Origin of the sequence: Pannonibacter indicus (assembly GCF_001418225.1) — a bacterium.
GTDB classification, from domain to species: domain Bacteria; phylum Pseudomonadota; class Alphaproteobacteria; order Rhizobiales; family Stappiaceae; genus Pannonibacter; species Pannonibacter indicus.
Window position 1 is genome coordinate 1 of sequence record NZ_LIPT01000011.1, and the last position, 14,525, is coordinate 14,525.

Consider the following 14,525-nt stretch of genomic DNA (forward strand, 5'->3'; position numbering starts at 1 on the left):
GAGGGGCTCAGAAGTTTCCCCGCGCAGCCTCCGTCAGGATCAGCTTGTCCAGCGTCAGATCCGCCACCGCCTTGCGAAGCCGTTCGTTCTCCTTCTGGAGATCCTTCAACTGCCGAAGCTGGTCACGGCTCATGCCGCCATATTGCTTACGCCACCGGTAGAACGTCAGCTCGGAAACGCCGATCTGGCGAACGGCATCCGCCATCGCCATGCCTTGGCCGCGCAAAACCTCAACCTGCCGAAGCTTCGTGACGATCTCGTCGGGCTTGTGTCGCTTGTTTGCCATTGTGGTCCTCCTTCAGGGTCAAAACCATACTTCAAGGTGGACCCGTTCAATGGGGGTGGATCACACTGGATGACCAGAGCCGGCGTGGTGACAGACGCCAGATCGCTGCGATTGTCACTCCAGAACGTCAGGGCTGCAAAATGCTGTGCGACATCGGGATCCGTCCGGCAGAAGCTCTCCTCCAGCACCTCCGTCAACTCCGGGCGTTCCGGATTGCCCATGATCAGCGGCGCAATCCCTTTCGTCCAGCCGAGATAGTTCGACCGCATCGCCTCGATCAGGCCTTCAATGTCCGCCGCATTGAAGCCTCCCTGATACGCGCCATCATTCACATAGCACGGGGACGGCCCGATCAGCACCAGCTGCCTGAACAGATCCGGCCGCTTCCCGGCCGCCAGAACACCAATCATGGCGCTGACGGAATGGCCAACGAATATGACCGGCTCGGAACAGACATGCTCAATCAGCTCGATACAGTCATCCGCATAATCGGCAAGCGACTGATACCGTTCATAGCTGAAGCAGCTGTGATCCGAATTGCCGAACCCGATCAGGTCAAACAGAATCACCTGGCTGGACGCTTCAAAGGCGGGAGCCACATCCTTCCACATGGTCTGATCACACCCGAGGCCATGGGCAAAGACGATAGGAACGCCGCCCTTGCCGCGCAGCGTCACCGCATATTTCCTTGAAATGTCCTGCACGCTCATACAGCGATCCTCACAACCAACACCCTGCAGTTTAAGGACCTGCAATTAGGCAGGAGTAAAAATTTACCTGCAAATGCACAATAACCCATAATAAGATTATAAAACAATGACTTGGCAGGCAAGGCAACCCAATAACACTGACGCGCCGAAGCCGCACGGAAACAACACGCCTTGACGCTCTGAAGCCGCTGCACCTGCGCAGCAAAGGCCAGACCGGCTGATTGTCAGGGATTTGCTCAAGCCCGTGCGCCGCTTGAGCCTTTTCAAGGCGTGATGCGTCGGCAGCTCGGCGGCTTGGTACAAGATGGTGGGCGGTGAGAGACTCGAACTCCCGACATCCTCGGTGTAAACGAGGCGCTCTACCAACTGAGCTAACCGCCCGGCACTGATGGCCAGCCGGATCTTGGCGATCCGGAAGCCCGTCTTTTAGGGGCAATGATCCGGCTTGGCAAGGGCCAAGGGGCCTTCAAGCGCTTTTCCTGAAGACTCTGGATAACCTGTTGATGGCGGCGCAGCAGACGCGATGCCGGTGGCGGAAAACCGTGGCTTTATGCCTTCCCGCAATCAACTTCCCTCATTGCGCCCTGCTCAAGCCCTTGCGGCGCTGGAACATTTTCAGGGCGGGATACGCAGGCACCGCAAGACCTGGCTTTACAGCCGCCGGTGCCAGCCGCGGGTACCCGCCTCCCCCTGCCCGCTTCCCTCTTGCCCGCTTCCCTCTTGCCCGGCGGAACGGAAAAACCCGCGTATGGAGACCATACGCGGGTTTTCGGGCGGGTTGAGCACCAGGCTCCGGATGCAGATGCTGCCGGGCACGGCGGCTCAGCGCCGCACGGGCCTTACCGCGCCGCCCAAAGGCGGCCCGGTAAAGGCTCCGGAACTGCCTCAGGCGTTCACCGCGTCCTTGAGGCCCTTGCCGGCCTTGAACTTCGGCGTCTTGGAAGCCGGGATCTGGATCGTTTCGCCAGTGCGCGGGTTGCGGCCTTCGGTGGCTGCACGCTCGGAAACCGAGAAGTTGCCAAAGCCGATGATGCGGACTTCGTCACCGCCCTTGAGCGCCTGGGTCACGGCGTCGAACGTGGCGTCGACGGCTTCACCGGCCTGAGCCTTGGTCAGGCCAGTCTTCTCAGCCACGGCCGCGATCAGATCGTTCTTGTTCATAGCAGTCCCTTTCTACAAAACGGCGGAAAGCAGGCGATTCTCGCCAAAGCCGCTGGCCGGAAATTCGTGCGAAACAGACGGCAAAGCAAGCCATTTTTTCGCAGAAAACCGCCGTTTTCACCCGATTCTCCAAGAAAAAAGCCCCGGCACAGGCCGGGGCTTCCATTATTTCATGCATTCACGCTTCAATGGGCAATCAAACCGGATGCATCATCGTCGCTGGCACGCTGATCAGAAGTTGCAGACGCTTGGGCCGCCTCATCCCACTCGATCGCTTCCGGCATGCGCAACAGGGCGGTCTTCAGGACCTGCTCCATGTTGGAAACCGGGATGATTTCCATCCCGTTCTTCACGCTGTCCGGAATATCCGCCAGATCCTTGGCGTTGTCTTCCGGGATCATCACGGTCTTAATACCGCCGCGCAGCGCGGCCAGCAGCTTCTCCTTCAGCCCGCCGATCGGCAGGATGCGGCCACGCAGGGTGATCTCGCCCGTCATCGCCACATCACGGCGGACCGGAATTCCGGTCATGACCGAGATGACGGCGGTGGCCATGGCGATGCCCGCAGACGGGCCGTCCTTCGGCGTCGCGCCTTCCGGCACGTGCACGTGGATGTCGCGCTTGTCGAACAGCGGCGGCTGAATGCCGAAGTCGACGGCACGCGAGCGGACATAGGACGCGGCGGCAGAGATGGACTCCTTCATCACGTCGCGCAGGTTGCCCGTCACCGTCATCTTTCCCTTGCCGGGCATCATGACGCCTTCGATGGTCAGCAGTTCGCCGCCCACTTCCGTCCAGGCAAGACCGGTGACCACACCGACCTGATCCTCAAGCTCTGCCTGGCCATAGCGGTAGCGCGGCACGCCGAGATACTTCTCGACCAGTTCCTCATCCACAGCAACCGTCTTCACGCCGGTCATGAGGATGTCCTTTACCGCCTTACGGGCCAGCGTTGCCAGTTCGCGCTCAAGATTACGCACGCCCGCCTCACGGGTGTAGCGGCGAATCACGAAACGCAGGGCCTCATCGCTGACGGAGAACTCGCCGTCCTTCAGGCCGTGGTCCTTTTCGGATTTCGGCAGCAGGTGGCGGCGGGCGATCTCCAGCTTCTCATCTTCCGTGTAACCGGCGATGCGGATGATCTCCATACGGTCCATCAGCGGGCCGGGGATGTTCAGCGTGTTGGCCGTCGTCACGAACATCACGTCCGAAAGGTCATATTCGACCTCCAGATAGTGGTCCATGAAGGTGCTGTTCTGCTCCGGATCCAGCACTTCCAGCAGCGCCGAAGACGGGTCGCCACGGAAGTCCATGCCCATCTTGTCGATCTCGTCGAGCAGGAAGAGCGGGTTGGAGCGCTTGGCCTTCTTCATCGACTGGATGATCTTGCCGGGCATCGAGCCGATATAGGTGCGGCGGTGGCCGCGAATCTCGGCTTCGTCGCGTACGCCGCCCAGCGAGATGCGCACGAACTCGCGTCCCGTCGCCTTGGCGATGGACTTGCCGAGCGAGGTCTTGCCGACGCCCGGAGGGCCGACGAGGCAGAGGATCGGCCCCTTCAGCTTGTTGGCGCGGGCCTGCACGGCGAGATACTCGACGATGCGCTCCTTGACCTTGTCGAGGCCGAAGTGATCGGTGTCCAGCACCTTTTCAGCCAGTGACAGGTCGTGCTTGACCTTGCTCTTCTTGCCCCAGGGAATGCCGAGAAGCCAGTCCAGATAGTTGCGCACCACGGTGGCTTCCGCCGACATGGGGCTCATCTGCTTCAGCTTCTTGACTTCGGCCTGGGCACGCTCGCGCGCTTCCTTGCTGAGCTTGGTCTTCTTGATGCGCTCTTCCAGTTCGGCCAGCTCGTCACGGCCATCCTCGCCGTCGCCAAGCTCCTTCTGGATCGCCTTCATCTGCTCGTTGAGATAGTACTCGCGCTGGGTCTTCTCCATCTGGCGCTTGACGCGCGAGCGGATGCGCTTTTCCACCTGCAGGACGGAGATTTCGCTCTCCATCAGCCCCAGCACGCGCTCCAGACGCTCGGCCACCGAAACGATGGCTAGAATGTCCTGCTTCTCCGGGATCTTGATGGCCAGATGTGAGGCGATGGTGTCAGCCAGCTTCGAGTAATCCTCGATCTGGTTGATGGTACCCAGAACCTCCGGCGAAACCTTCTTGTTCAGCTTCACATAGTTCTCGAACTCAGCAACGACGGAGCGCGCCAGAGCTTCGATCTCGATGTTCTCGCCGTCCTTCTCGGGCAGCACGACAGCCTCGGCCTCGTAGAAATCCTCGCGGCCGGTGTAATTGGTGATCCTGGCGCGGGCACCGCCCTCGACCAGTACCTTGACGGTGTTGTCGGGCAGCTTCAGCAGCTGCAGCACCGTCGCCAGCGTGCCGACCTCATAGATCTGGTCCGTCGCCGGATCATCATCCGCCGCGTTGATCTGGGTTGCCAGAAGAATGTGCTTGTCGGACGTCATGACCTCTTCGAGGGCGCGGATCGATTTTTCCCGGCCGACAAACAGGGGCACGATCATGTGCGGAAACACGACAATGTCGCGCAGCGGCAGCACGGGATAAACCGTCTTGTCCGCCTCGTTGAGGGAGCGCGTTTCAGATTCGCTCATGTCCATTCCTTTCTTGCCGCACGCCTGCGTCCTGGGAGGGGGACCGCATGCAGCGCTTTTGGGATGGCCCTCCGGTCCCGGGGTGGTCCGGATGTGGGCCGGCTGATTCCGCCTCACATGAGCACGAATGTCAGCCGCCAAACCATCGTCATGGTCTATTAGGTGGACACCCGCACCATGGGTGTCAAGGCAAGGCAGCAATATCCCTTCAGCTTGCCTGTTGACGACCGGGCCGCAACCCGCCCTCCCCCGTCAGACGCCGGGAAAAACCGTCATTCCGCGCCCCGGACGAAACAGAAATGCCGCCCGGAGGCGGCACTTCAGAACTGCGTGAACGCAAGGCCGGAAGGCTCAGGCGCTCGTTGCCGTGGTCTCGGCACGGTCCTCGTAGATGTAGAGCGGACGGGCCTTGCCATCCACCACTTCCGGCGAGATGACAACTTCCTTGACGCCCTTGAGGCCGGGCAGCTCGTACATGGTATCGAGCAGGATGGCCTCAAGAATGGAGCGCAGGCCGCGGGCACCCGTCTTGCGCTCGATGGCGCGGCGGGAAATTGCCTTGAGGGCCTCGTCGTGGAAGGTCAGTTCCACGTTCTCCATCTCGAACAGGCGCTGGTACTGCTTGACCAGAGCGTTCTTTGGCTCGGTCAGGATCGTCACGAGGGCTTCCTCATCAAGGTCCTCCAGCGTGGCGATAACCGGCAGACGGCCAACGAATTCCGGGATCAGGCCGAACTTCAGCAGATCCTCGGGCTCCAGCTCGGAGAACAGCTCGCCGATGCGGCGGTCTTCCGGGCCCACCACATTGGCCTTGAAGCCGATGGTGGACTTGCGCCCGCGGTCGGAGATGATCTTGTCGAGGCCTGCAAAAGCACCGCCGCAGATGAACAGAATGTTGGTCGTGTCCACCTGCAGGAATTCCTGCTGGGGATGCTTGCGCCCGCCCTGCGGCGGAACGGAAGCCACGGTGCCTTCCATGATCTTCAGCAGGGCCTGCTGCACGCCTTCGCCCGACACGTCGCGGGTGATGGACGGGTTGTCGGCCTTGCGGCTGATCTTGTCCACCTCGTCGATGTAGACGATGCCGCGCTGCGCCCGCTCGACATTGTAGTCGGCAGCCTGAAGCAGCTTGAGGATGATGTTCTCAACGTCCTCGCCGACGTAGCCGGCTTCCGTCAGCGTGGTGGCATCGGCCATGGTGAAGGGCACATCCAGGATGCGCGCGAGCGTCTGGGCCAGCAGCGTCTTGCCGCAGCCGGTGGGGCCGCAAAGCAGGATGTTGGACTTGGCCAGTTCGACGTCGTTGTTCTTGCTGGCGTGGTTCAGGCGCTTGTAGTGGTTGTGAACCGCCACGGACAGCACCTTCTTGGCGCTGTTCTGCCCGATCACGTAATCATCGAGGACACGGCGAATCTCTTGCGGCGTCGGAATCCCGTCGCGCGATTTCACCAGCGAGGACTTGTTCTCCTCACGTATGATGTCCATGCACAGCTCGACACATTCATCGCAGATGAAAACAGTCGGACCGGCGATCAGCTTGCGAACTTCATGCTGGCTCTTGCCGCAGAACGAGCAGTAGAGCGTATTCTTGGAGTCGCTGCCGCTGGCCTTCGTCATCTATTCAACCCCGCAGGTTCCGGAAGGGGCACGCCCCTTCCTTTCTGTCTCCCGAAGCTGGCCGGTCCAGCCGCTCCGGTTCCGGTCCGAGACCGCATTTCCGGCCTTTACGAACAAACATGCTCCATGCTTCGCCCGTAAAGATCAATATTCGTTTAAGCCGGTCATCCAAACAATGACCTGTTCAAGGAAGAGGAGCCGGCAAAGCTCCCTCCTCTCATACCCCTCAGGCGCTTTCGCCGCCAGCGAGGCTGTTGCGGTCGGCAATCACATTATCGATGATGCCAAATTCCTTTGCCGTATCCGCCGTCATGAAGTTGTCGCGCTCCAGTGCCTCTTCCACCTGGTCGAGGGGCTGGCCCGTGTGCTTCACGTAGATTTCATTCAGGCGGCGCTTCAGGCTCAGGATTTCCTTTGCATGCAGCATGATGTCGGACGCCTGGCCACGGAACCCGCCGGACGGCTGGTGCACCATGACACGCGCGTTCGGCAGCGCAAAGCGGGACCCCTTGTGGCCGGCTGCCAGCAGCAGCGAGCCCATGGAGGCGGCCTGGCCGATGCAGAGCGTCGAAACTTCCGGCCGGATGAACTGCATCGTGTCGTAGATCGCAAGTCCGGCCGTCACCAGACCACCGGGCGAATTGATGTAGATCGAGATTTCCTTCGTCGGGTTTTCCGACTCAAGGAACAGCAGCTGCGCGCAGATCAGCGTCGCCATATGATCCTCGACCGGGCCGGTGAGGAAAATGATGCGTTCCTTCAGGAGGCGCGAGTAGATGTCGAAGGCCCGTTCGCCGCGGCTGGTCTGCTCGACGACCATCGGCACGAGCGTGTTCGTGTAGAATTCGACAGGATCCTGCATACCTCATCCATCTTCTGGCTTTGCCGCCCGCAGGCCACCGGGGCGCGGGCAGACAGCGTTGAAACGCATCTTCGTCAGTCAGGCACCGCACCGTTGCGCGGCCCTTTGAGTCGAAAAAAGCGACACCCATACATAGGGGATGCCGCCAGCAACTCAAGACTGTTGCAGATGCGGCGTGAAGGCAAGGTTAAAACCCCCACGCCGCATCGCCAAGTCCCTATAGGATCAGTTCGAGGCAGCCTCGTCCTCGTCCTCGGCGACGAGCTTCTCCAGCTCTTCCTTGGTGACGGTCTTGTCGGTCACCTTGGCGAGGGAGAGGATGAAATCGACGACCTTTTCCTCATAGATCGGAGCGCGCAGCGAGGCGAGCGCCTGCGGGTTGCTCTTGTAGAACTCGAACACCTGACGCTCCTGGCCGGGGAACTGGCGCACGCGGTCATAGAGCGCACGCTGGACTTCCTCGTCCGTCACTTCGATCTTGTTCTTCTCGCCGATCTCGGAGAGCACCAGACCCAGGCGCACGCGGCGCTCGGCAATCTTGCGGTAGTCGGCCTTGGCAGCCTCTTCCGTGGTGCCTTCCTCTTCGAAGGTCTTGCCGTTGCGCTTCATGTCGGCCTCGACCTGCTTCCAGATGTTCTGGAATTCAGTCTCGAGCAGCCTGGACGGCAGTTCGAACGAATAGGCCTCGTCCATCTTGTCCAGCAGCTGGCGCTTGATGCGCTGACGGGTCATGGCGCCGAACTGGCTCTCGATCTGGCCGCGGATGATGCCCTTCAGGCTGTCCAGCGACTCAAGGCCGAGGCTCTTGGCGAAATCTTCATCGATCTTCACTTCACCGGGAGCGGCAACGTCCTTCAGGACGATGTCGAAGGTGACTTCCTTGCCGGCGAGCTGCGCGGCCGGGTAGTCTTCCGGGAAGGTCACGGAGATGACTTTTTCCTCACCCTGCTTCATGCCGAGGATGCCTTCCTCGAAGCCGGGGATGAACTGGCCGGAGCCAAGCACCAGCTGGCCGTTCTCGTCAGCGCCGCCGTCGAAGGGAACGCCGTCGAGCTTGCCGAGGTAGGAAATGGTGACGCGGTCGCCGTTTTCGGCAACGGCGCCCTCGCCCTTGCTTTCGAACGGACGGTTGCTCTCGGCGATCGAGGAAACCTGCTCCATCACGCCTTCTTCGGAGATCTCGACGACCGGACGCTCGATCTCGATGCCGGAGAAGTCGATGATGTCGAACTGCGGCATCAGATCGTAGCTCATCTTGAAGGCGAGGTCGGCATTGCCTTCCAGGATCGCCTCTGCCTCGTTGTCCGGCAGATCGATCTCGGGCTGCAGGGCCGGGCGCTCGTTGCGCTCTTCAATGGCCTTCTGGCTCGTCTCCTGAATCGTGTTGCTCAGGATCTCTGCCATGGCCTGACGGCCGTACATGCGCTTCAGATGCGCGGCCGGGACCTTGCCCGGACGGAAGCCGTTGATGCGCACCTTGGACTTCAGTTCGTCGAGGTACGTGTCAAGCTTGGCCGCCAGTTCGGTCGCCGGAATAACGACTTTCAGTTCGCGCTTGAGGCCCTCGGAAAGGGTTTCGGTCACCTGCATGGTAGTATGCTTCGTCCTCGGTATGGAACCAGCGTTCCATCTTTCGTGTTTTCGATCAGCCCATGACGGGCCTCTTTAGAAAGGGGGGCCGCTACGCTCTGGACCAGTTCATCTCTGGACCGGCTGCCCAGATCGGCTGCCTGCGGCCGGCACTCCTCAAGACCCATGACTTGGTGCGGGCGGAGGGACTTGAACCCCCACGGCTTACGCCACCAGAACCTAAATCTGGCGTGTCTACCAGTTCCACCACGCCCGCGACGGCCCTGAACATGATGCAGTCAGGCCTTGCGAGCCGGAACGGCAGGATCATGCCCGGGGCATTGAGTCTGGAACGCTTTCCGGACGGCAGGTCACTTCCCGCCGCCAAAAACGCTCAACAGCGCCCGTAGCCAAGGCGGGGCCTCTATAGCACCCGTCCCTGCCGCATCAAAGCAAAAATGGCGGCAGTGGCCATTTCTACGCGGAAAGCTCCTGCACCACATCCTTCAGAGCCGGCAAAAGGTCTTCCGCGATCAGCCCGGCCCCGGCAATCTCCGCCGCGCGGCCATGCATCCACACCCCCATGGCAGCCGCCTCGAAGGCAGGCAGACCCTGCGCCAGGAGCCCGGTCACGATCCCCGCCAGCACATCGCCGGAGCCTGCCGTCGCCAGCCAGGGCGTGCCATTGGCATTGATGGCCGCCCGCCCATCCGGCGCGGCAATCACCGTATCGGCCCCCTTGTATATAATGACAGAGCGGCTGCGCTGCGCCGCGGCACGGGCCGCATCCAGCTTGCCGAGGCCGGACACGGGCGGCGGCAAATCCGGAAAAAGCCGGCCGAATTCGCCCGCATGCGGCGTCAGCACCGGCGGCTGCGCACCGCCGCGCGCCCTCTTTTCAATGGTAACGAAAAGAGGAGTTTCCGTTCCTGCAAAACTCGAAAGCGCACCGGCATCCAGCACCAGCCCCTTGCCGGAAGCCACAAGATCCAGCACCAGCGCCTGCGTCTGCGCCCCCAGCCCTGCGCCAGGACCATAGACAAGCGACGTGATGCGGCTGTCCGACAGAAGTCCGGTCAGCGCCTCTTCCCCGCGCAAGGGGTGCAGCATGACGGTGGTCAGATGGTTTGCCAGAACCATCGTGGCGGAAGGCTCGCAGGCAACCGTCACCAGCCCCGCCCCGCTGCGCAGCGCCGCCATGGCAGACAGGCGTATGGCGCCGGTGGCATGAGCCGGACCGGAGAGGGCCACCGCATGGCCACGGGAGAACTTGTGCCCGTCCACCCGTGGCCGCGGCACAAAGGCACCCCATACATCCGGCCCGTTGTGCCAGCATCCCGGCCCGCCCGCCACCAGAACCGTTTCATTGGTAATACCGATATCGCAAACCTCGATCTGGCCACACAGAACACGGCCCGGCAGCAGCAGATGCCCCGGCTTCATCCGGCAGAAGGTGACAGTGCGCGCGGCCTTGACGGCAACGCCCCTCACCTCCCCCGTCGCGCCGTCAAGTCCGCTCGGCACATCAACGCTTAGCACCGCCAGGCCCGAGGCATTGAGGCCATTGACCAGTTCCAGTTCATATCCACTGACAGGACGGGAAAGCCCTGCACCGAAAAGCGCATCGATCACCAGCGGGGCGCCTGTTCCTGCACTCTCATGAAAGGGATTGGCACCTGCCTCCAGAAACCGGATGCCATCGGCCGCCTCTTCGCCCATGCGGCGCCAGGCACTCCAGGCATCGCCCGAAAGCCGCTCCGGCTGCCCGCACAGAAGCAGCATCACCGGCACGCCCTCAAGCGCCAGAAGCCGCGCGGCAACGAAGCCATCGCCACCATTGTTGCCAGGCCCGCAGAGCACTAGCACGCCCTGCCCCGGTGCCAGCATGGCCCGTGCCGCATCGGCCACACCGCGCCCGGCGCGCTCCATCAGTTCGATCCCCGGCGTTCCCGCCTCGATCGTCAGCGCGTCCGCGCGGCGCATTTCCTGCGGAGTGAGCAATTCAACACCCGGCACCATGACATATCCCCATCCGCCTTCCCTGACGGGCGTCAGAGTTGCCAATAGAAGCCGCACACGCAAGCCTCTTGCCTCGCGCCAATCCACCCTTTCCAGCCCGGCACCAGCACAAGAAATGGCTGACTGCACAATAAGGCATCAACTTGAGCAAAAAACGGGCAGCAAATCCGCTTGGCGGAACCATCAGGATCGGCCACAGTGTCCGCAATGCCCCTTTTTTTGGCGCTTTCGGGTGGTGAGAAAAGTTGGCACGCGTCGTGCAAGAGAGGGGGCAACAACGGGCCTCCCCGATCGCGCGATCCGGACCCCGCCGCAGAAACGTGCCAGCCAATGGCCAACGAAACGGAGAGAGACGCAAGACGATGAAAAAGATCGAGGCGATCATCAAACCCTTCAAGCTCGACGAGGTGAAGGAAGCGCTGCAGGAAGTGGGTCTTCAGGGCATCACTGTCACCGAGGCCAAGGGCTTCGGCCGCCAGAAGGGCCACACCGAACTGTACCGCGGCGCAGAATATGTCGTCGACTTCCTGCCGAAGGTGAAGGTCGAAATCGTCCTCGCCGACGAGATGGTGGAAAAGGCCGTTGACGCGATTCGCAATGCAGCCCAGACCGGGCGCATCGGCGACGGCAAGATCTTCGTCTCCAACATTGAGGAAGCCGTCCGCATCCGCACCGGCGAGTCCGGCGTGGACGCCATCTGAAGCCTCTCAATCCGTTTCGCGGGGATACCCCGCTCCCGAGTTTCGCATCCGCAAAGCCGCTGCGCCCGTGGCGCAGGCCTTCAGGTTGCGAGAACAGCCCACGTGAAAACAGAACACATAGGGAAGTGAATAATGACCACCGCTGCTGATATCCTTAAGGAAATCAAGGACAAGGACATCAAGTTCGTCGACCTGCGCTTCACCGACCCGCGCGGCAAGCTGCAGCACGTCACCATGGACGTTGGCCTCGTTGACGAAGACATGTTCGCTGAAGGCGTTGCCTTCGACGGCTCTTCCATCGCCGGCTGGAAGGCGATCGACGCCTCCGACATGACCCTGGTGCTGGACCCGTCCTCGGCGCACATCGACCCGTTCTTCGCGCAGCCTACCCTCGTCATCCTGTGTGACATCGTCGATCCGCGTACCGGCGAGACCTACAACCGCGATCCGCGCTCCATCGCCAAGAAGGCAGAAGCCTACGTCAAGACCGGCGGCTTCGGTGACACCATCTTCTTTGGCCCGGAAGCTGAATTCTTCATCTTCGACGACGTGCGTTTTGCCTCCGAGCCGTACAACACGGGCTTCAAGCTGGACAGCAACGAGCTGCCGAGCAACCTCGACACCGAATATGAAGCCGGCAACCTCGGCCACCGTCCGCGCGTCAAGGGCGGCTATTTCCCGGTTCCGCCGATCGACAGCTGCCAGGACATGCGTTCCGAGATGCTGACCGTCATGGCCGAGATGGGCGTGTCCGTTGAAAAGCACCACCACGAAGTGGCTGCCGCTCAGCACGAGCTGGGCGTGAAGTTCAACACCATGACCACCTGCGCCGACCACATGCAGATCTACAAGTATGTGGTTCACCAGGTCGCCAACGCTTACGGCAAGACCGCAACCTTCATGCCGAAGCCGATCTTCGGTGACAACGGTTCGGGCATGCACTGCCATCAGTCCATCTGGAAGGACGGCAAGCCGCTGTTCGCCGGCAATCTCTATGCCGACCTCAGCGAAATGTGCCTGTACTACATCGGTGGCATCCTGAAGCACGCCAAGGCCCTGAACGCCTTCACCAACCCGTCGACCAACTCCTACAAGCGTCTGGTCCCGGGCTACGAAGCGCCGGTTCTGCTCGCCTATTCCTCGGGCAACCGTTCGGCCTCCTGCCGCATCCCGTACACCTCTTCGCCGAAGGCAAAGCGCATCGAAGTCCGCTTCCCGGACCCGTCCGCAAACCCCTATCTCGCCTTCTCCGCGCAGCTGATGGCCGGTCTCGATGGCATCAAAAACAAGATCCATCCGGGCGACGCCATGGACAAGAACCTGTACGACCTGCCGCCGGAAGAGCTGGCCGAGATCCCGACCGTTTGCGGCTCGCTGCGTGAAGCCCTGCAGTCGCTGGATGCCGACCGCGAGTTCCTCAAGGCCGGCGGAGTGTTCGACGACGACTTCATCGACAGCTACATCGAGCTGAAGATGGAAGAGAACATGCGCTACGAAATGACCCCGCATCCGGTCGAGTTCGACATGTACTACTCTGCATAAGCCTTTCAGGCAGCAGATGCGGAAAGCCGGGCCTTGCGCCCGGCTTTCTCGTTTCAGGTCCTTCGGCACCCGTCAGTCCGCGCCGGGCAACCTGATACGATTTACAACGGCCGCCGGCCGGTATAGAGCCAGACACACCAAGTCACCTTCCGAACATCCAGCGCGTGGAAACATTACATGAGCGAATACAAGTCCGGCTTTCTGAAGGTCCTCAACGAGCGCGGCTTCATTCACCAGATGTCCGACGCAGAGGGTCTCGACAAGCTGCTCTCGACCGAGACCGTGACCGCCTATATCGGCTTTGACTGCACGGCGCCGAGCCTTCATGCCGGTTCGCTCGTCACCATCATGATGCTCTACTGGCTGCAGCAGACCGGCCATCGCCCGATCGCGCTGATGGGGTCTGGCACCACCCGCGTCGGTGACCCGACCGGCAAGGACGAAAGTCGCAAGATCCTTTCGGACGAAGACATCGAGACCAACAAGGCCGGCATCCGCAAGATCTTCGACAAGCTGCTCACCTTTGGCGAAGGCCCGAAGGATGCCATCATGCTGGACAATGCTGACTGGCTGATGAAGCTGAACTATGTGGAGTTCCTGCGCGATATCGGGCGCCACTTCTCGGTCAACCAGATGATCCAGCGCGACAGCGTGCGCCTGCGGCTGGAGCGCGAGCAGCACCTGTCCTTCCTCGAATTCAACTACATGCTGCTGCAGGGCTACGACTATCTGGAGATCTACCAGCGGACTGGCTGCCGCCTGCAGATGGGCGGCTCAGACCAGTGGTCCAACATTCTCTCCGGCGTCGATCTGTTGCGCCGCAAGGCAGGCGTGGAGGGCTTTGCCCTCACCGCCCCGCTGCTGACCACCGCCTCCGGCGCCAAGATGGGCAAGACGGCTGCCGGAGCCGTGTGGCTCAATGCCGAGCAGCTGTCGCCCTATGGCTACTGGCAGTACTGGCGCAACACCGAGGACGCGGATGTGGAGCGCTTCCTGAAGCTCTTCACCGTTCTGCCGCTGGACGAAATCGCCCGCCTTGCCGCCCTGCAGGGCGCGGAGATCAACGAAGCCAAGAAGATCCTCGCCACCGAAGCCACCGCCATGATCCACGGCCGCGAGGCGGCAGAGGCCGCTGCCGAAACTGCCCGCCGCGCCTTCGAGGAAGGCCAGACGGCCGAGGGCCTGCCGACTGTCGATCTGCCCAAGGCAGAGCTGGAGGCCGGTCTTGGCGTGCTGGCAGCTTTCGTCCGCGCCGGTCTTTGCGCCTCCAACGGCGAAGCCCGGCGCAACATCACCGGCGGCGCGCTGAAGGTGAATGATGAAGCCGTTACCGACGACAAGCGCAGCCTGTCACTGGCGGACCTCACCGGCGAGGGGGTCATCAAACTATCCATGGGCAAGAAGAAGCACGTGCTGCTGCGCCCGGCCTGATCTGCTGCC

At 61.6% G+C, this 14,525-nt stretch carries 10 protein-coding genes, 2 tRNA genes and 1 pseudogene; 3 read left to right on the top strand and 10 right to left on the bottom strand.

Annotated elements, in window-relative coordinates:
- Window positions 1-16: 16 nt before the first annotated feature.
- The 10 genes and pseudogenes from ASC48_RS14465 to ASC48_RS14510 form a co-directional block, all read right to left on the bottom strand.
- Window positions 17-226: pseudogene (locus tag ASC48_RS14465) on the bottom strand (transposase); the annotation flags it as partial.
- The gene (locus ASC48_RS19995; RefSeq protein WP_244270069.1) at window positions 166-963 is read right to left on the bottom strand and encodes an alpha/beta fold hydrolase; all 798 of its coding nucleotides are present in this window, start codon (window positions 961-963) and stop codon (window positions 166-168) included. The gene ASC48_RS19995 and the pseudogene ASC48_RS14465, both read right to left, overlap by 61 nt.
- Window positions 964-1,301: 338 nt before the next feature.
- Window positions 1,302-1,377, bottom strand: a tRNA-Val gene (locus ASC48_RS14475).
- A gap of 504 nt (window positions 1,378-1,881) precedes the next feature.
- Window positions 1,882-2,157, bottom strand: coding sequence for an HU family DNA-binding protein (locus ASC48_RS14480; protein ID WP_019964686.1), 276 nt, complete (start codon window positions 2,155-2,157; stop codon window positions 1,882-1,884).
- 185 nt (window positions 2,158-2,342) lie between these two features.
- Window positions 2,343-4,781 (bottom strand): endopeptidase La, encoded by a 2,439-nt coding sequence (gene lon, locus ASC48_RS14485; RefSeq protein WP_409841296.1) that lies wholly within the window; start codon window positions 4,779-4,781, stop codon window positions 2,343-2,345.
- 345 nt (window positions 4,782-5,126) lie between these two features.
- Complete coding sequence (gene clpX / locus ASC48_RS14490) at window positions 5,127-6,392, bottom strand: ATP-dependent Clp protease ATP-binding subunit ClpX (protein ID WP_019964688.1); 1,266 nt, start codon at window positions 6,390-6,392, stop codon at window positions 5,127-5,129.
- 226 nt (window positions 6,393-6,618) lie between these two features.
- Window positions 6,619-7,254, bottom strand: coding sequence for an ATP-dependent Clp endopeptidase proteolytic subunit ClpP (clpP, locus tag ASC48_RS14495; protein ID WP_055456450.1), 636 nt, complete (start codon window positions 7,252-7,254; stop codon window positions 6,619-6,621).
- Between the two features lie 225 nt (window positions 7,255-7,479).
- The gene (tig, locus tag ASC48_RS14500; RefSeq protein ID WP_055456451.1) at window positions 7,480-8,844 is read right to left on the bottom strand and encodes a trigger factor; all 1,365 of its coding nucleotides are present in this window, start codon (window positions 8,842-8,844) and stop codon (window positions 7,480-7,482) included.
- A gap of 171 nt (window positions 8,845-9,015) precedes the next feature.
- Window positions 9,016-9,100: transfer RNA gene (locus tag ASC48_RS14505), tRNA-Leu, on the bottom strand.
- Between the two features lie 200 nt (window positions 9,101-9,300).
- Window positions 9,301-10,842, bottom strand: coding sequence for an NAD(P)H-hydrate dehydratase (locus tag ASC48_RS14510; protein ID WP_055456452.1), 1,542 nt, complete (start codon window positions 10,840-10,842; stop codon window positions 9,301-9,303).
- Window positions 10,843-11,204: 362 nt separating this feature from the next.
- On the opposite strand from ASC48_RS14510, the gene ASC48_RS14515 reads away from it, so the two are divergent.
- The 3 genes from ASC48_RS14515 to tyrS all read left to right on the top strand — a co-directional run bounded on the left by ASC48_RS14515 (window position 11,205) and on the right by tyrS (window position 14,516).
- Window positions 11,205-11,543: a P-II family nitrogen regulator gene (locus ASC48_RS14515; protein ID WP_019964692.1), complete on the top strand. Its 339-nt coding sequence runs from the start codon at window positions 11,205-11,207 to the stop codon at window positions 11,541-11,543.
- Window positions 11,544-11,675: 132 nt separating this feature from the next.
- A complete protein-coding gene (gene glnA, locus ASC48_RS14520) occupies window positions 11,676-13,085 on the top strand; it encodes a type I glutamate--ammonia ligase (protein WP_055456453.1) in 1,410 nt (469 codons plus the stop codon).
- Window positions 13,086-13,262: 177 nt separating this feature from the next.
- Window positions 13,263-14,516 carry a tyrosine--tRNA ligase gene (tyrS, locus tag ASC48_RS14525; RefSeq protein ID WP_055456454.1) on the top strand — a complete coding sequence of 418 codons (1,254 nt, stop codon included), beginning with the start codon at window positions 13,263-13,265 and terminating at the stop codon, window positions 14,514-14,516.
- The last annotated feature ends 9 nt before the right edge of the window (window positions 14,517-14,525 follow it).